At 43.7% G+C, this 16,928-nt stretch carries 16 protein-coding genes; 5 read left to right on the forward strand and 11 right to left on the reverse strand.

What is annotated here, in order from left to right:
• Nucleotides 1–1,001: 1,001 nt before the first annotated feature.
• Together ACMFL8_RS00270 and ACMFL8_RS00275 are read left to right on the forward strand one after the other, a co-directional pair.
• Entirely contained in the window at nucleotides 1,002–2,024 is a 1,023-nt protein-coding gene (locus ACMFL8_RS00270) for a DnaJ C-terminal domain-containing protein (protein WP_413189765.1), read from the forward strand.
• Between the two features lie 84 nt (nucleotides 2,025–2,108).
• Nucleotides 2,109–2,441, forward strand: coding sequence for a chaperone modulator CbpM (locus tag ACMFL8_RS00275; protein WP_201589179.1), 333 nt, complete (start codon nucleotides 2,109–2,111; stop codon nucleotides 2,439–2,441).
• A gap of 74 nt (nucleotides 2,442–2,515) precedes the next feature.
• Here ACMFL8_RS00275 and sstT read toward each other — a convergent pair whose 3' ends face one another.
• The 4 genes from sstT to ACMFL8_RS00295 form a co-directional block, all read right to left on the reverse strand.
• Complete coding sequence (gene sstT, locus ACMFL8_RS00280) at nucleotides 2,516–3,718, reverse strand: serine/threonine transporter SstT (RefSeq protein WP_189583694.1); 1,203 nt, start codon at nucleotides 3,716–3,718, stop codon at nucleotides 2,516–2,518.
• Nucleotides 3,719–4,043: 325 nt separating this feature from the next.
• Nucleotides 4,044–4,520, reverse strand: a complete 477-nt coding sequence (locus ACMFL8_RS00285; protein WP_189583691.1) for a DNA polymerase III subunit chi — start codon at nucleotides 4,518–4,520, stop codon at nucleotides 4,044–4,046.
• A gap of 35 nt (nucleotides 4,521–4,555) precedes the next feature.
• A complete protein-coding gene (locus ACMFL8_RS00290) occupies nucleotides 4,556–6,205 on the reverse strand; it encodes a leucyl aminopeptidase (RefSeq protein WP_413189766.1) in 1,650 nt (549 codons plus the stop codon).
• Nucleotides 6,206–6,529: 324 nt separating this feature from the next.
• Nucleotides 6,530–7,135 (reverse strand): cysteine hydrolase family protein, encoded by a 606-nt coding sequence (locus ACMFL8_RS00295; protein WP_194620568.1) that lies wholly within the window; start codon nucleotides 7,133–7,135, stop codon nucleotides 6,530–6,532.
• Nucleotides 7,136–7,649: 514 nt separating this feature from the next.
• Between ACMFL8_RS00295 and ACMFL8_RS00300 the strand changes: the two genes are divergently transcribed.
• The gene (locus ACMFL8_RS00300) at nucleotides 7,650–8,933 is read left to right on the forward strand and encodes an LPS export ABC transporter permease LptF (protein ID WP_194620853.1); all 1,284 of its coding nucleotides are present in this window, start codon (nucleotides 7,650–7,652) and stop codon (nucleotides 8,931–8,933) included.
• Nucleotides 8,930–10,156 (forward strand): LPS export ABC transporter permease LptG, encoded by a 1,227-nt coding sequence (lptG, locus tag ACMFL8_RS00305; RefSeq protein WP_194620569.1) that lies wholly within the window; start codon nucleotides 8,930–8,932, stop codon nucleotides 10,154–10,156. Before ACMFL8_RS00300 ends, lptG begins: the two co-directional genes overlap by 4 nt.
• A 185-nt stretch (nucleotides 10,157–10,341) precedes the next feature.
• Here lptG and ACMFL8_RS00310 read toward each other — a convergent pair whose 3' ends face one another.
• The gene (locus tag ACMFL8_RS00310) at nucleotides 10,342–10,950 is read right to left on the reverse strand and encodes a class I SAM-dependent methyltransferase (protein WP_194620570.1); all 609 of its coding nucleotides are present in this window, start codon (nucleotides 10,948–10,950) and stop codon (nucleotides 10,342–10,344) included.
• A gap of 366 nt (nucleotides 10,951–11,316) precedes the next feature.
• On the opposite strand from ACMFL8_RS00310, the gene ACMFL8_RS00315 reads away from it, so the two are divergent.
• The gene (locus tag ACMFL8_RS00315) at nucleotides 11,317–12,402 is read left to right on the forward strand and encodes a type I restriction endonuclease (RefSeq protein ID WP_194620571.1); all 1,086 of its coding nucleotides are present in this window, start codon (nucleotides 11,317–11,319) and stop codon (nucleotides 12,400–12,402) included.
• 265 nt (nucleotides 12,403–12,667) lie between these two features.
• Here ACMFL8_RS00315 and ACMFL8_RS00320 read toward each other — a convergent pair whose 3' ends face one another.
• From ACMFL8_RS00320 to ruvX, 6 genes are all read right to left on the reverse strand, one after another.
• Nucleotides 12,668–13,006 (reverse strand): DUF3817 domain-containing protein, encoded by a 339-nt coding sequence (locus ACMFL8_RS00320; protein WP_413189767.1) that lies wholly within the window; start codon nucleotides 13,004–13,006, stop codon nucleotides 12,668–12,670.
• Nucleotides 13,007–13,050: 44 nt separating this feature from the next.
• A complete protein-coding gene (gene xerD / locus ACMFL8_RS00325; RefSeq protein WP_413189768.1) occupies nucleotides 13,051–13,989 on the reverse strand; it encodes a site-specific tyrosine recombinase XerD in 939 nt (312 codons plus the stop codon).
• A 38-nt stretch (nucleotides 13,990–14,027) separates the two neighbouring features.
• Entirely contained in the window at nucleotides 14,028–15,254 is a 1,227-nt protein-coding gene (locus ACMFL8_RS00330; protein ID WP_413189769.1) for a methyltransferase, read from the reverse strand.
• Between the two features lie 82 nt (nucleotides 15,255–15,336).
• A complete protein-coding gene (gene tusA / locus ACMFL8_RS00335; protein ID WP_010197717.1) occupies nucleotides 15,337–15,663 on the reverse strand; it encodes a sulfurtransferase TusA in 327 nt (108 codons plus the stop codon).
• 74 nt (nucleotides 15,664–15,737) lie between these two features.
• Nucleotides 15,738–16,217 (reverse strand): hypothetical protein, encoded by a 480-nt coding sequence (locus ACMFL8_RS00340; RefSeq protein WP_413189770.1) that lies wholly within the window; start codon nucleotides 16,215–16,217, stop codon nucleotides 15,738–15,740.
• A gap of 78 nt (nucleotides 16,218–16,295) precedes the next feature.
• Nucleotides 16,296–16,826 (reverse strand): Holliday junction resolvase RuvX, encoded by a 531-nt coding sequence (gene ruvX, locus ACMFL8_RS00345; protein WP_413191351.1) that lies wholly within the window; start codon nucleotides 16,824–16,826, stop codon nucleotides 16,296–16,298.
• Nucleotides 16,827–16,928 lie beyond the last annotated feature (102 nt).

Raw genomic sequence — 16,928 nt, forward strand, 5'->3', positions numbered from 1 at the left:
GAACGCTAGAGGTCACATATTCACATATCGAAAATTAAGAAAATGGACCGTTAGAGTCCAAAATAAAGCACGAAATCCAAAGAAAAACTATTGTGTTGTAGACGATGTTAGCAGTGATTTAAGCAACGTTTTTATAGTAGTTAGCCCTTATAAAATAGCGGCTGTGGCTGAATCTTTAATCAATTTACTGAAATAATTTAGCGCTGTTGTGTTTTTAATAAAAAATGAGCATAAGTTGATGTAAATAAAAATTGCTAGATTCTTACATTTTTGTAAAGCGTATCAACTTGAATATTATTCTAGAGCGTGTCTTCATCTCAAAAGTGGTATGTTAAATAAGTTGCGATGGTTTTAGTCGCTGCTGCCATGATTTTATTTGGCGAGAATTTCAGCAGTTTCCATGGCGAGATGTGTGCGATTAGAGAGAATTTTAGATTTTATGATATTGAGTTTTTGGAGACGGTATTATTTGAACAACATATGCTATATTTTAAGAATGAGCAGTCAGATAAGGTGCCATATGCATTGAGTAATAAAATCATGCCAACCAAAGTGACATTATGGCAACAGTGGTCAAAGAATAATAATGCCAAAATCGTTGTGACATCTATCAGGGTCTGTTGAACATTCAAATATTAGGACTGCTGATCGCTAAAATCGCATCAAACCTTTTATCAAATCAGGCGCAAACCGACGATAATGTGGAGACCTTAGCTAGGTTTACAACAACATTTGGGGTGGTTTTAGCATCAGCCCCAAGTATACAAGCAGGGGCAGGGCTATTTTTTGCCAATACATGGCGAAATTGTCTACCCTAGAACGACTAGGCGTCAAAAATTTCACTGCGTATTGTCTAAAAAATAGCCACTGCCAGTTCCACATTTGAATGTTCAACAGACCCCAATATAATGACGCAGGCGAAAAATTAAATATTCATTCATTATCCCCATATTATGTATTAACTGAATTTATTAGAAATAAATACGATAAGGAAAAACAATATGGCAGAGAAAAATTACTATGACATTTTAGGGGTCAAAAAAGACGCCTCAGACGCCGATATCAAGAAAAAATACCGTAAGCTTGTCCGTCAATTCCATCCTGATGTCAGTGACGATCCAGACGCTGACAATAAGATTGCTGTGATTAACAACGCTTATGAAACCATCCGCGATAAAGACAAGCGCGCTGAATACGATGCGATGCTAAACAATCCGTTTGCTGGTCAAGGTGGCGCTAGTGGTTTTGGTGGTCAATCAGCGGGCGGCGGGCAAGGTGGTTTCCGCTGGGAAGACATCAAAGACCAGTTTGGTGAAGGTGAAGCGTTTGGCGATGGTAGCTTTCGCTTCGATGATATCTTTTCTGCATTTGGTCGCGGTGCACGTGGCTCAACGAATGGGCAGGCAGGTGGTCGCTCTCAAAATGGTGGCTTTGACCAATTTGGTGGCGGTTTTGGGTCGCAAGATAGCAAAGGTCAAGACCAACATGCAGAGATTACGGTTGATTTGGCCTCGGTCTATAATGGTGATGATTACAGTATTAAATTAAACGTTCCGGTTCGTCAGCCTAATGGCAGTGTCGATTACGAAAATAAAACCCTCAAGATTAAAATTCCTAAAGGCATCACTGATGGCAAACAAATTCGTTTGACAGGTCAAGGTGCGGCTGGTGGCGGTAATGGTAAAAACGGTGATTTATTTTTAAAAGTGAAAATCCGTCACGCAGACAATATTCGTATCGAAGGTGTTGATGTTTATCAAACCGTCAACATCGCCCCATGGGAAGCCGCGTTGGGTGAAAAAATTAACCTCACGACACCAGCAGGTACGCTTGGTGTGACGATTCCTAAAAACAGCAAATCCGGTAGCAATTTGCGCTTAAAAGGTAAGGGCATCCCTGCCAAGCAAGCGGGCGATTTGTATTTAACTTTACACATCGTCAACCCTGATATCAGTACCGAAACCGCTACCCAAGCTTATGAGCAGCTGAAACAAGCTTTTTCTGATACCAATATCAGTCGTTAATGATCGCCAAGGAATACTTAAATCGAAGCAGAGATAAAGACCATACGATAACAATAAAATAAAGAGCAAACGAGGATAATCGCTATGAAACACTCGCCTGAATTTACCGATATTATCATGAGCTTAGATGAGCTAGTATCGGCCTGTGGCCAAGAGCGCCAATGGGTTATCGAATTGATTGAAGAAAATATCATCGAATATGATGTGCCAGAACGTCAGCAGTTTACTGGCTATCAGCTAACGATTGTACGCCGTGCATCGCGTTTGAGTCGTGACTTTGAAGCCAGTGTACCAGCGATTGGTTTGATACTAGAGCTATTAGGTGAGGTGGAGCAACTCCGCCAATTAAAACATCAGCTGGATATGCAAGCACCAGTGATTGAAGTGGATATTGAACACTCAAAGCAGCCGCATTAGCAGTAAATAGTAGACAATAAAAAAGGGCCTTAATAGACCCTTTTTTATTGCCAGAATGAATAACGGGCTAAAACTTAACGAGAATACGTTGGATCAGCAGCTGCCGTAAATAGTACGTCAGTTGATGAATTCAGTGCTGTTTCTGCCGAGTCTTGTATCACACCGATGATAAAGCCAATTGCCACCACTTGCATGGCGATTTCGTTTGGAATACTAAACAAGCTCGCCGCCAATGGAATCAGTAGTAACGAACCACCAGCGACACCAGATGCACCGCAAGCACTAATCGTTGCCACCAAACTTAGCAGAAGCGCTGAAGCAAACGTCACTTCGATACCCAAGGTATGAGCAGCGGCGAGAGTGAGTACGTTGATCGTAATCGCCGCGCCTGCCATATTAATGGTCGCACCCAGTGGAATCGTCACTGAATAAGTATCTTCGTGCAGCCCAAGCTTACGTGCAAGGTTCATGTTGACGGGAATGTTGGCAGCCGAACTACGGGTAAAGAAAGCCGTGATTCCTGACTCACGCAGGCAAGTGAATACTAGTGGGTAAGGGTTTTTGCCAGTCTTAACAAGGACAATAATAGGGTTGGCGACCAAAGCGATAAATAGCATACAACCGACCAGTACCATTAAGATACGCGCATAACCAGCCAGCGCGCCAAAGCCTGTCTCCGCGACGGTATTGGCAACCAAGCCTAAGATACCAAAAGGCGCTAAGGCAATGACCCATTTCACCACTTGTGAGATGGCATCTGCGAAATCACCGACGACAGTACGAGCCGTATCGCTGGCTTGACGCAGCGCAAAGCCAATGATGATTGCCCATGCCAAGATACCAATATAGTTGGCTTCAGCAATGGCGCTGATAGGATTGGCCACCAAATTCATCAGCAGATTGGTCAACACCTCTTTTAAGTTCGCTGGTGGTACTTGCTCGATAGTAGCGTTCACCAACGTCAGCTCGGTCGGGAATAAGAAGCTTGCGCCCACCGCAGTCAGGGCGGCCAAAAAAGTGCCGAACATATACATAATGAGTACGGGCTTAACGAAGACTTCATTGCCGCTACGATGCTGACTAATCGCTGCGATGACCAAAGTAAATACCAGTATCGGTGCCACCGCTTTTAGTGCACCCACAAATAGCGTCCCTAACAAGCCTAGTGCTATACCAGTATCTGGTGCTAGCCAACCAATCAGTACGCCTAATATCAAACCAATAATAATGAGCGGCACCAGCCCTATACGCTGGTACATCGCAATTAGTGAACGCATCTATACATCCTCGATTTAGTCAATACTCCAAATTATTTATAAATGATGACCGCATTAACCTTGCTTAAAATACGCATTGTACGCTCAGTTGCTTGGTCGCCATTTTGAAATAATTCGACTGTAAATAAGACGTTTATAGTGAAAACAGAAAAATAATCGAAGGATGGTAGCATTTTTTAGGATAAGAGCCTACCTTTACCACCAACCGACATAGGCGGGGCAGGTGAAGGTAGAGACTTAATATGAGAAAAATTGACGTGGATTCTCTGATGAGAAATCGTGCTTTTCGTGAGAAATGAGGAGGTGTTAGGGCGCAGGCTGCAACTTAAACTTTAAAATGAGTCAGCTCATAGCCTAATTGTTGATAGGCTTTATATTTATTACGACCTTCTTGAACACTGGTCGCGTCAGGTTTAATCAGCTCAAGAATACGGGTAGGTTGGGCATTGCTGGTTGCTTGCATAAAAGCATTGACGGGCTGTGCTGTTGTATTAATAACGATACCGTTGAAATCTGCTGGCATATAGCCGCCAAGCAATACAGGTGCTAATCGTTTGTTAATATCAACCTCAGGATCATCGCCTTCAGTATTGTTAGCTAAAAGGCGTTGATGCGGTATAAAGCTTGTCGCTTCTTGTGCCCATAGCGCCTCATCAAGCGTCGATGATAATTCTGCGTCATCACCCACCAGAATGAGCAGCGATTGGCTGCTTTTATTGAGTGCCGTTTGGGTCAACTGACAAATAAAGCCCAAGAAATCTTGGGCTTTACTGTCGCTTAATACATAAAAGCTAACTTTCATAAACTGATTTTCATAAGTTGGTTTTCGTCAACGGATTAGACCATATTCGCGCTGTTTTTTAAGTATTGCATAAATAGCGGTACAGGGCGGCCAGTTGCGGCTTTATCTTTACCCGAGTTCCATGCCGTGCCAGCGATGTCTAAATGCGCCCATGCTTGACCTTCTTCGACGAAGCGCGACAAGAAGCATGCAGCAGTTACGGCACCTGCACCTTTACCACCGATGTTTTGCATGTCAGCGATAGGCGAGTCGATCTGTGCTTGATACTCGTCATCCAACGGCATATGCCAGATGAGATCGCCAGATAGGTTGCTGGCATTTTCTAAATCAAATAAGACATCTTCATCATTACTGAAGACCGCTGAGCGGACATGACCTAATGCCACCACACAAGCACCAGTCAATGTCGCGACATCGATGATGGTTTTTGGATTATAGCGCTGTACGTAGCATAAAGTATCTGCCAATACTAAGCGACCTTCCGCATCGGTATTTAAGATTTCAACGGATTTGCCATTCATGGCTTTTACGATATCGCCTGGGCGCGTGGCATCACCTGATGGCATGTTTTCTGCACAAGCAAGCGCACCAACGACGTTGATTGGTAGACGCGCTTCACATAGTGCTTTAATCGTACCGAGTACAGAAGCTGAACCACCCATATCAAATTTCATCTCATCCATCGCCGCACCGGGCTTGATTGAGATACCACCTGAATCAAACGTGACGCCTTTACCGACTAATACGATAGGTGCGTCATCATTTGCTGCTTGCACAGTGTCATCGTTCTTTTTAGAGGCTTTTTTGTTAGCAGCCTTGGTGGGTAGTTTATCAGTCAAGGCTTTTAGGCCACTAACTTTGGCACTGCTAGTTGTGGATTTACCAGCATCGGCGCTAAAGTTTGACTTGCCGCGATACTCCATGAGTACCAGCTTGCCTTCTTTAGTAGAGCCTTGCGCGACTGCTAAGAAGCAATTCATGCCCAGCGCTGACATCTCATCTTCACCCAGTACGGTGACTGTTAATAGGTCAGGGTAGGTTGCTGCTAGCTCTTGGGCTTTTTCTGCCATGTAAGCTGGGAAGCAGATGTTGCCTGGTTCGTTAGCCACATCACGAGTCAAGCTTTGACCAGCAAATACTGACTCTGCGAATTCTAATGCTGGCTGTAGTGATTCGTCAGCTAGTAGATAAATATCAGTTAGCGCAGGCGTGCTTTGCTCAGATTTGTATTTGTCAAAACGATAGGTCGCGGCCAACAGATTGAGGGCAAACTGACCAAACTGGTTTTCTTCAAGCGTGTCGCCTAACGCAACGGTGATAGAGGCTACCCGTTTTTGTGTGCTGCTATAGATGGTTTGAGTGATTTTTTGCAAGACTGTATTGTTGAGCTTATCAACGTTGCCAACACCGACCAATAATAGCTGGATAGGGTTTTGCTTAGTGGTTTTTTTATCACCCGCTAGCGCATAATCAACTACCGTTTCGCCAGCTTTACCGTTGAAGTGCGAGACTTCGATCAATTGCTCGATACGGGTGCTATAGTCTGCCAACACCGATTCAGCAAGGATGTTTTTTTTGTCATCGATTAGGACGACTAGGCAGGCCTCATCTTTATTTTTGGCTTCTTTTTTTAGAATTTTTTGAGTATGAGTTTTTGGCAGGTGCTGAGATAATTTAATATTCATATAGTTATCCTTATTAGAGTTATAAATTTAGAAGTGCAAATCAGTGATGAAGACAATATCAGCATTTTACTACTCTTATGTCGTCTCACTATTTTTTAAATTTTTAAATTGCTTATTATTATAGTGTAGCATATCAGCGAATCGCTGCGCAGTCGGCAAGGGTTAGGTAATGTTTTCGTTTAAATTTGCTGCGCTATCTTGCTAAGGCGTATGGGACGTTCTACGACGAGTCTACCCGTAGCTGACAAAGAGTCAAAAGCGAGCTAAAAGCAGGCAACCGCCATACTATCGAATGTATGACGATTACGCACAGTAATAATTACATTAATTATTAACCAAGTCGTCAGTCGCAACCAAAGCCGCAAATCTATCTTGCAAGGCCGCCATGGCAGTATCGTGCATCACTTCAGCGCTGATGCCTTCTCTTTTAGCACTAGGAAGTGCGCGAGTGGCACAGGCATCATGGCAAACAAAATTATCAAAGCCTAAATCAAACGCTGCTCTGACGCTAGAGCTGACACACATATGACTCATAAAGCCTGCAAAAATAATCTGTTTTTTTCCGGTCGCTGAGATAAGTGCTTGAAGCTGAGTGTCATGAAAGGCATTAGGATGCTTTTTGGTGATTATTTTTTCGCCATCCATTGGTTTTAGCTCGTCCACAATAGCGACGTTAGCAGACAATGGGTCAAAAACATTGCCATTGTCTTCGCCATGATGAGCGATATGAAAGATAGGAACGTCTTGCTTACGGGCTTTATCAAGCAATAGGCGCGCGTTTGCAGTGGCTTTGCTGCCTGCTTGACCTAATGGCATGGCGCCATCGACATATTCGTTTTGATAATCAATAAAGACGATAGCGCAGTTTGACCAATCAAGGGTATCAAATTCGCCACCAGCCAGCTCAAGTAGGGTAGAGGGATTAGACATTTTATTTATGCTCCAATAATTGTGGTAGAGATGAGTATTGACAATCAATCAGTCTAGCAATTAATGCTACTCATATTTGTGACTTGATACGAATGACAAACAAACCTTTCTAAAAGCAAAAACACTGGCTAATTAAATTGACGCAATACCGCAGCCAGTCATGCCTTACCATTTATGTGATTTATTGACTACTGGTAACGTCTACCAGTGTTTATTCATGCTGAATCATGCGTCATCAGCAAGGCTTGGGTGATTTTTTAGCACACATTTCACAGTCATTTTTTATCAAAATATGCTAGCATTAGCGGTTACGTTTATCGCTTATCTTTATATCATTTGACTTATAAGTGGCACCGTTACGTTGATATCTATTTAAGTGTTTGTCTGTTTAGGCATTTGAGTAGCATTAAACTGGTAACACCATACTATTGCGCTTGGCTCTGTCAGTCAGCACGCGATACACCGTCCACATATCCACTGTTAAAGAGTACCTATTGTGATATTACGCCGCTACATGACCCAACAAGTTGCCTCAACCACCGCTTTGGTATTGGGGTTTTTGGTGGTTATGATGCTTGGTGGCCGTCTGATACGTTACTTTGGCATTGCCGCAGAAGGCAATCTAGATATCAGCTTATTATTTACCATCATTGGTTATAACTTGCCGTATTTTTTAGAGCTGATTTTGCCCTTGGCTTTTTTTATTGCTCTAATGCTGGTATTTGGGCGCTTATATGTCGATCAAGAAATGGCGGTTATCAACGCCAGTGGTGTCTCACGCGGCAAGCTGGCTCGGCTGATGACTCCCTTGATACTGGCCTTATTCGTTGGCGAGGCTGCATTATCAGTCGTCGGAAAACCGTGGGGTGTACGCTCATCTGAGGCTATTTGGCAGCAGCAAGCCTTTACCAGTGCCTTTGATTTGATTCGCCCCAATGAGTTTATCAGTAGTGGCAATTACCATCTCTATGTTGGCAGCCTTAGCGACGACAAAAAACAGCTACAAGACGTAATACTCATTCAGTCTGAGCCAAAAGCTAAAGGTAGCAACGCTAAAGCGGCTGCCATGGATGTCGATAATACGATTGATCCTGAAACCGCAGAACAATTAGCGATTCCAGATGTACCGCAAGCGCTGATAAGCAAGGGCGATAAAAACATAAGTAAAGACACCATTACTTTGGCCAAAAGAGCCGAGCAAGTACAGACAGGTGACAAGGGCGTGACCCAGTTGGATTTATTCCAAGGGCGTCGTTACGAGGTCGGCGCGGGCAGCTTGAAGTATAACCAAGTCGGCTTTGATCGCTATCGCATTACCTTGACGGAATCCTCACAAGATGTGATCACCGAAGACAATATCGAAACCCAAGCAATCGGACCGTTATGGCAAGCGGCAACTGGCAGTGCCCAGTTCGGTGGTGAAAATGCGCTGCGTGCGGCACAGGGTGAGCTTGGCTACCGTTTTGCTTTGCCGTGGTTGATGATTATTGCACCGATGCTCGCTGTACCACTGGCGCAAGTACGTCCGCGCCAAGGTCGTTGGTTACGCCTATTTCCTTCGATTTTATTGTTTGTCAGCTGTGCGCTGGGTATCATTTCACTCAAAAACGCTGTGAGCAAAGGTAGTGTGAGCGTTTGGGCATATGCTTGGCTGATTTTAGGATTTATGGTATTGGCACTTTATATGAATTGGGGTAGCCGTGTGCAGCACCGATTGCGCTTTCGCAAACCAGAGAATGGGTCTCTAACAGTCACCGATCATCAAAGTAGTGGCTCACAAGGAGGGCAGTCCTCATGAGTGCTTTATTCTCTAAATCTCCCAATTCTAACTCGCAAAACGCGAATGCTAAGTTTGCCAAAAAACCTGCCAATCTAAAAGTCCTTAGCCGTTACGTCAAACTGAATGCTTTGCTAGCAATCGTCGGAGCGGTTATAGGTCTGTGGGCATTACAACTGGTATTTTCTTATTTGTCTGAGCTGGATTCGTTAGATGATAGCTATACGATGGGTGAGGCGATTAAATATATCTTTTATCGCTCGCCTTATTTTTTAGAGCAGTTTATCCCGACGGGTGCATTGCTCGGTGCAGTGGTCGGCTTGGGTTTACTCGCCAATAAAAGTGAGTTGGTCGTCATGCGTGCCGCTGGCGTTAGCGTTTATCGCATCGTTGGCTGGGTATTACAGCCTGCTTTGATTTTTGTACTGCTTGCCTTGCTCATCAATCAGTTTATTTTGCCGCACTCTAATCAATTGGCAAAAGAGATCAACGATGAAGACAGCACTTCGTTGGTCACATCGGTGCGTGGTTATTGGACAGTGCAACCACGTTTTGAGAATACAAAAGCTGGTCGTACCAAGCCGGATGGTAGCGATATTTTGTATATCGATTATGCCGATGTACAAGGTAATATCGGCGAGGTCAAACGTTGGCATTTAGACAATAATGGCAATCTACAAACGGCTGTTCACGCTGAGGGTGGGCAGTATATTGGTCGCGAACCGCTGGATACAGTCAGTAGCCAGCCGAGCGAGCAGTATCGTTACGAGTGGCAGCTGAATAACATGACCAAGCTGATGATTAATCAAGGCTTTGAGAGTAGCCAAGCGATCTCGCCGTCAGATACCTTAAGCTTGCCCTTTGCGCCTGAGTCTGTGTATTTACTCACCCGCAAAGCCGAAGATCTGTCATTGACCCAGCTATACGAGCATCGTCAGTTTATGCGCCAACAAGGTCAACGCTCTTTGAGTCATGAGCTGGCATTTTGGCAAAAATTGCTATCACCATTATCGATATTGTCGTTGGTGATCGTTGCTTGCTCCTTCGTCTTTGGCTCATTGCGTACACATAGCTTGGGCTTGCGTATCGTGGTGGCATTATTGTTTGGCTTGCTATTTAGTTACGTGCAAGACTTGGTTGGCTTTGTCTCATTGGCGACTGGATTTTCGCCATTATTGATGGTGCTACTACCGATCATTGCCAGTGCGATATTGGGTGGGTATTTGCTTAAACGGCAGATGTAGCGAGATATCATTTGCCATAAAGAAGCCCGCTAAAACTATATGTTTTAGCGGGCTTCTTATTTGTGTCACGTTCAAAAATTTATATCATTCACAAAAATTAGAGTAGCAAGGAGAAAGAGTACAAGTACTACGCATTGTAGGCTAAGCGATTTTGACACAGCTAATCGTATTTTTGGCGTTTGGTATTAGTCTTTGGTCGCCATTGTAATCGTATAGGTTTTGCCTTGCTTGACCTTGTCGCTATTGCCAAACACTTCGGTAAATGAGCGTTTCACGAATTGGCGCAAGCCATTGATTGTTACCACATAAAAACGGCCACCTTTACGCATGCGCGCATAGGCATCGAGGAAATATAGATAATGCTGCTCTTTACCCACTTTGGCAGGCAAGTTCGACATCACAAGGCTAAAGTCTTTGTCTTTTGCCACGTGATTGAAGCCGTTTGATAAATGTACATCGACATTATTAAGACCGTTTTTCTCACAATTTAGGCGCGCATATTCTACCGCCATAAAGTCTTTATCAATCAATGTATGCAGACCATTCGGACATTCACGCGCTGCCGTCATACCAAGCACGCCATAGCCACAGCCCAAATCGATTGAGTCATCATCCGCTTCAAAGTCAATATAATCAAGCAGCATCAAGCTACCATCATCGAGCTTTTGCGGTGAAAAAATACCCCATGTGGTCGCAAAATCAAACGGCTTGCCCAGTACATCTTGGCGAAAATTAATATCTTCACGCCAATGTTGGGCACTTTTCAACAGGTCAGCAGGGGGTCTATGGCTCATGAGATTCTCAGATAATGGATAAGTAAAAGGCGGTGCATTGCTCAGTTATGCAGCGTGCACATCATACGCGTATTGTAACGAGAAAAGAGCGGGTTTGCAGCTATGGATTAGTAGAATTATATGGTGGGAAATTTAGGTAGCGTACCTTATGACTTCGTAATAAAGTTTTAGGACTTGTAAGTATGTCATGTAATAGGAATTACGGAATGACTTTTGGTACAAATTTTGACTTAAGCTGTCAATTTCGTCGATACTAATTTTAGAGTTTATAAGCACACAGAATTTTACGAACAAAAATTCATTGCTAATATCTATTAACTCCGTTAGATTTGAGAAATATATTAAATATTATTTAGGGAAGAAATAATGGAATTATTTAATCAGTTGAAAGGACTAGCAGATAAAGTCGAAAACCTCAAAGATAAAATAGGCAATGAAGAAAGTACAAAGCATGCTTTTATATTACCTTTCATAAATATCCTTGGGTATGACGCTTTTAATCCTTTAGAAGTCGTACCAGAATTTACTGCAGATGTTGGCATAAAAAAAGGTGAGAAGGTAGATTACGCTATATATCAAAACGAAGCTCCGATATTAGTTATCGAGTGCAAGCACTGGAACTCGCCTTTAGATGTTAATAATTCATCGCAGTTATTCAGATATTTCCATGTTACTAAAACACGTTTTGCCCTACTAACTAATGGTATCGTTTATAAATTCTACACTGATTTAGTAGAGCCAAATAAAATGGATGAAAAACCATTCTTCGAATTCAATATCTTAAAGTTAAAAGAGGGTCACATAAAAGAAATAGAGAAGTTTCATAAATCAAATTTTGATGTTGATAAAATCGTCAACAACGCAAGTACTTTAAAGTATACCAGTGAAGTTAAAGCATTGATAAAGCAGGAAATGGAAAATCCTTCAACAGAGTTTGTTAGACATTTTGCAAGCCCTGTCTACTCAGGACGTTTGACGTCTGGAGTAGTACAAGAGTTTACAGATATTATCCAAAAAGCTTTTACTCAGATGATCAATGATAGTGTTAATGACCGTTTAAATGCGGCATTGAATAAAGAAGAAGAGAAGCAAAAGAGCCAAGCAGGTGAGTTATCTGACGATGAAGGCTTAGAAGAGGAAAACGATAATGGAATTATTACTACAGAAGAAGAGCTTGAAGGATATGGGATTGTGCTTGCGATTTTGAGACGCAAAGTTGCGAAAGATAGAGTCTATCACAGAGATACAAAGTCCTATTTCGGAATTTTACTAGATAATAATAATAGAAAACCTATATGCAGACTACATTTAGATAGAAGTGTAAAGTACATCACGATTTTTAAAGAAAACAAAGAGTCAGTCAAGGAGCAAATTAACTCTATTGACGATATTTACAACTATGAACAGACGTTGCTAAATATCGTTGACTATTACGACGCAGAAACGGTGTGAGGTAGATAGACTACCTTTGAAAAATAATTGGTTAGATCTTGATTATATTTTTCAAAGTAGTTGATCAGTTTGCCCTTTCAAATGATGCTCAGCATGCAAATTCTGTAATTTTGCCATCACAACATTGGTATAGTCAATCCACAGTAATGTCGATACAAGGAAACCGAGTGCAAGCTATACATTAGTATGGTTAGCGAGGTTATCGCTGTAGCGATTTTATAGTGGGCAGACTATATAGGTTTACGTGACCAAAATACTTGTGAAACTATTTTCTCAAACGCTTCTTAAGTAAATGATCAAACACAAACGGCCCAAATGGCAAGAAAGATCCAACTACGCCTGCAGGCATTGCCCACAGCGGCATTTTTATTTTGCTCGTTGCAATCAATAGCATCAAAATATAGGCAATAAACAATGCCCCATGCGCCATACCGACATATTTCACTGCTTCAGGAATACCCAGCATGTATTTTAGTGGCATGGCGATACCAAGCAATAATAAAAAAGAAGTGCCTTCTAAGTAACCCATGATGGTCAGGTTTTTAAGAGCAGAATTTTGCCCTTTTGTTAGGGTAGGCAGAGTAGATGGCTGAGCTTGCAACACGTTATATTCCTTTTACAATCATCAATAAATCTTTAATTTCGACTTTAACCGCGCGGATGATGCTCAGCATGCAACTTCTGCAATCTCGCCGTTGCCACATGGGTATAAATCTGCGTGGTAGACAAATCACTGTGCCCGAGTAGTAGCTGCACACTACGAAGATCCGCCCCATGATTGAGCAAATGCGTGGCAAAGGCATGGCGTAGCGTATGCGGTGATAACTCTTTATCAATATTGGCAACTTTGGCGTATTTTTTAAGCAAATACCAAAAGTTCTGCCGCGTCATATACCCGCCTTGCGCTGTCAAAAATACTGCTTGGCAATTTCCTGATTTCAAATGCGCAATCAAATCACCACGAGCATGCGTCAGATAATCTTCCAGCGCATCACTGGCATATTCGCCCAATGGCACCAGTCGGGTTTTATTGCCTTTACCAGTGATTTGTAGCCAGCCAGAGTTTAAATTGACTTGTTCTAGTGACAGGTTAATCAACTCGCTAACCCGTAGACCGCAGGCGTATAGCACCTCTAGCATGGCTTTATCACGCAGTCCCAGCGCGGTGCTGGTATCGGGTGCAGCGAGTAGATTATCAACATCCCCCTCGCTTAAGTCCTTTGGTAGTGGACGTCCGAGTTTAGGACTTTTGATACGCTCGCAAGGGTTGTCCTCACGCAGATTACTGGCAATCATCCACAGATAAAACTGACGCAAGCTTGAGAGCATACGTGCTTGGGTACGTGGGGTTTTGCCTTCTTGAGTGAGAGTTGATAAGCAGTGCAGCACGTCATCAGGCTGCCAGCGGGTCAGGGCGATAGGATTGGTCAGCTCGCAAGAGCGCAAATCGCGCACATAAGCATTACGCGTCCGCGTGGCGAGACCGCGCGCCAGCATTGCTTGACGAAACTCAGTGATGTAAGTTGGTTCGTCGTCTACTGCCAGCGCTTTTGGTTGTCGCTGTTGTACGGCGCGGTCGCGACTCATAAGTGATGGCTCATAAAATAATGCTCAATTATTAAATATTAGGCAGGTTCTAAGCACCATAACGAGGTCACTTCCGCACTACGCGCCGCATATAGAGGATCAGTATCATCTTGACTGCGACCATGCTTAGGTGTGGTATCGAGACGGTATTTTACTTTTAAACCGCTATCTGCAAACCAGTCTAGTAATTCATCACGAGTACGTAGATGTAGATGTTCCGCCAAATCTGACAGAATCAACCAAAGCTCACCTTGCTTAGCTAAGTGAGACTTCGCGCCCTGCAAAAATCCACGCAGCATCGCGCTATTGGCATCATAAACGGCGTATTCGAGCGGCGAGCTTGGCTTAGCAGGTAACCAAGGTGGATTACAGACAATCAGATTGGCGAGTGGCGCATCAGTCGGATATAAATCCGTTTGCTGCAACTGTACGTTAGCCAATTGTAGGCGTGTAAAGTTTTCGCTGGCGCAGGCTAAAGCACGTGGATTTAAATCCGTGGCAACCACCTGTTTGACACCGCGCTGCGCTAAGATAACGGCGAGTAAACCAGTGCCAGTACCTATGTCATAGGCAACCTCATGAATTTTTGGCAGTGGTGCATCAAGCAATAGCGGTACATACTCATGCCGTGTTGGCGCAAAGACACCATAATGCGGGAATATCGATAGACCTAGGCTTTCAATCGGTACGCCTTTTTCGCGCCACTGCGCTGCACCAAGCGCCCCTTGCAAATCACGAAATGATAGCACGCACGATTCGTCTATCGTTTTATCCAACTGGCCAAAAGCTGCTGTGCAGGCCGCACTGACATCAGGGGCGCGGCGTAGCTGGCTGACATAATTGGCATCAAGCTCTAGTAGCAAACGGCTTAATATGCGCGAGCGCTGAGCTTGGATTTGGCGCTGCTGATGAAATAGGTTGGGTATTTCTTTAGAGCTGGCTGAATCAGATTCTGCTGTAGACTTAGCTGCTTTGTTAGCCGCTTTCTTTATTTTGCGCTGCTCGGCGCGCTCATTGGTACGCTCGATGCGCCGAGCGAGGGCTTGTAGTAATTGCTTGGCATTATGAAAGTCACCACGCCACAGTAGTGACGTGCCTTCGCAAGCCAAGCGGTAAGCCTCATCTGCAGTCGTTTTGTCATCGACCAATACAATACGCGCAGGCGGTAGATGATGGCTTTCCGATAACCAGCGGGCATTATGGAAAGTGTCGTTTCCGTCTGTGTTTTCGAGCCACTGCACATACTGTTTTTCGGTTGGTAACACGTTATCTACCTTTAATTTGTGAATGGTATGTTTGGTACAAAGCAAAGATATCTTGATGCTATATAGAGCTAATTGAATGCGTTCAAATGTTCTTTTTCTTAACCAAATAACGATAAAGCGTGGCGCTGATTGGCGCATCCTCATCGCCAGCGACCGTTATTTCATCGGGATCGATACTTAGATCTACATTTTCAGCCAGCGTTTCTTGCTGGACAAGCTCATGCCCCAAATGACGGCAGAAATTAGGAATGTCACGAGTGGTGGCTGGGTCGGTAGCGAGTATTTCAATTACCTCGCCAGCATCGGCTTTGCGGATGGTTCGATGCAGCATCATGACAGGCTCAGGGCAGATCAGCCCTTGAGTATCTAAATGATGATTGATCGTCGTTTGCGTGGTAGAAGTGTTCATAATAGTCATTCAAGTCGATAGTATAAGGTGAAAGTTTTTTTCGTCATTTATAAGTATATTTTTATAAGCATGTTTTACGCTTCTTCAGCGATTTCAGTGTCTTTTTCTACTTCTAAAAAATTAAAAAAGCGCTTAAAGCTCACTTTAAATAAAAACGCCACACCTAGCCAACAAGATAAGCCTAACCATGCGGTATCAGCGAATAATAATCCACCAATCAATATGATGGTCGAGACGCCAATACTCATGGCAATCATCGACGCTTGGTTTAAGCGATAACGATAAATCACCAGCGCATCATAAATAGTAATAGGAATCGTGAGCGCAACCAAGGCATAGGGCAGGTTATAGAAAAGTTGATAAAGCAGCTGATTGTCATGGAAGGCTTTGATACTGGCAATGGTGCCAAAGACCACAAAGGCGAGAATGGCGGCATAAATAAGATAAATCGCTATTTGATTCGCTCGCTGTGCGCCTTTGATACGGGCGATGGCAAGCGGTGCAAAACCATGTTGCGATTTTTTTTGCAGAGATTGGTCTGAGACAGTGGTCATAATAATCAGGCATTTATCCGTGTAGAGTGACGATATGTCAGAAATTGGCGCTGTTTTGACAGCAGGCTTGTCGCTGATTTAATCGGCTTTGATGGCGTCGATGGCGATACTGCTACTCGGGTCAGCAAAGTAAGTCGACATCAGAATACAGGCAGAGATGTCATCGATTGGGTCGCGTTCATGCTTAATCCAACCATTATCCCACGCGATCTCACGCGCCGCCACTGAGGTCAGGCGCTCATCACAGAGGCTCACGACCACTGGTAGATGCTGTTCCATGACTCGATGCGCTAGGCGACGGGCAAATTTATGCGCACGCTTCGACAGCATTGAGCTGCTACCATCCATATTAAGCGGCAACCCCACCACCACTTTTGTTACACCCCAGACCTTGATAATACCTAGCAGATTATCCCAGTCCGGTTGACCATTATTCATGGCTAAAATATCAAAGGCACGCGCAGTCTCGGTAATAGTATTGCCTAGCGCCATCCCCATTTTTTTAACCCCGTAATCGAGCGCCAAAATAAGATGAGGCTTAATAACTGGTTCCACCACAGCAGTGTCAGCAGTTTCGATTTCAGTGCTAGTATCAGACTCTACCATCATTATGCGCGCTTCCTGTTTCTGTTGGGCGTGATTCTTCTGTTGGGCGTGATTCATTTGGCTTAACGGCTTTAATTTGAATGCGGCTTTATTTAAACGGATAAT

This window comes from Psychrobacter sp. AT9 (assembly GCF_047272965.1).
GTDB lineage: Bacteria > Pseudomonadota > Gammaproteobacteria > Pseudomonadales > Moraxellaceae > Psychrobacter > Psychrobacter glaciei.

What these genes read in the sequence shown, in the direction of transcription:
- ACMFL8_RS00270 (WP_413189765.1), top strand. Translation starts at nt 1,002, where the DNA reads ATGGCAGAGAAAAATTACTATGACATTTTAGGGGTCAAAAAAGACGCC.
- ACMFL8_RS00275 (WP_201589179.1), top strand. Translation starts at nt 2,109, where the DNA reads ATGAAACACTCGCCTGAATTTACCGATATTATCATGAGCTTAGATGAG.
- sstT (WP_189583694.1), bottom strand. Translation starts at nt 3,718, where the DNA reads ATGCGTTCACTAATTGCGATGTACCAGCGTATAGGGCTGGTGCCGCTC.
- ACMFL8_RS00285 (WP_189583691.1), bottom strand. Translation starts at nt 4,520, where the DNA reads ATGAAAGTTAGCTTTTATGTATTAAGCGACAGTAAAGCCCAAGATTTC.
- ACMFL8_RS00290 (WP_413189766.1), bottom strand. Translation starts at nt 6,205, where the DNA reads ATGAATATTAAATTATCTCAGCACCTGCCAAAAACTCATACTCAAAAA.
- ACMFL8_RS00295 (WP_194620568.1), bottom strand. Translation starts at nt 7,135, where the DNA reads ATGTCTAATCCCTCTACCCTACTTGAGCTGGCTGGTGGCGAATTTGAT.
- ACMFL8_RS00300 (WP_194620853.1), top strand. Translation starts at nt 7,650, where the DNA reads ATGACCCAACAAGTTGCCTCAACCACCGCTTTGGTATTGGGGTTTTTG.
- lptG (WP_194620569.1), top strand. Translation starts at nt 8,930, where the DNA reads ATGAGTGCTTTATTCTCTAAATCTCCCAATTCTAACTCGCAAAACGCG.
- ACMFL8_RS00310 (WP_194620570.1), bottom strand. Translation starts at nt 10,950, where the DNA reads ATGAGCCATAGACCCCCTGCTGACCTGTTGAAAAGTGCCCAACATTGG.
- ACMFL8_RS00315 (WP_194620571.1), top strand. Translation starts at nt 11,317, where the DNA reads ATGGAATTATTTAATCAGTTGAAAGGACTAGCAGATAAAGTCGAAAAC.
- xerD (WP_413189768.1), bottom strand. Translation starts at nt 13,989, where the DNA reads ATGAGTCGCGACCGCGCCGTACAACAGCGACAACCAAAAGCGCTGGCA.
- tusA (WP_010197717.1), bottom strand. Translation starts at nt 15,663, where the DNA reads ATGAACACTTCTACCACGCAAACGACGATCAATCATCATTTAGATACT.
- ACMFL8_RS00340 (WP_413189770.1), bottom strand. Translation starts at nt 16,217, where the DNA reads ATGACCACTGTCTCAGACCAATCTCTGCAAAAAAAATCGCAACATGGT.
- ruvX (WP_413191351.1), bottom strand. Translation starts at nt 16,826, where the DNA reads ATGATGGTAGAGTCTGATACTAGCACTGAAATCGAAACTGCTGACACT.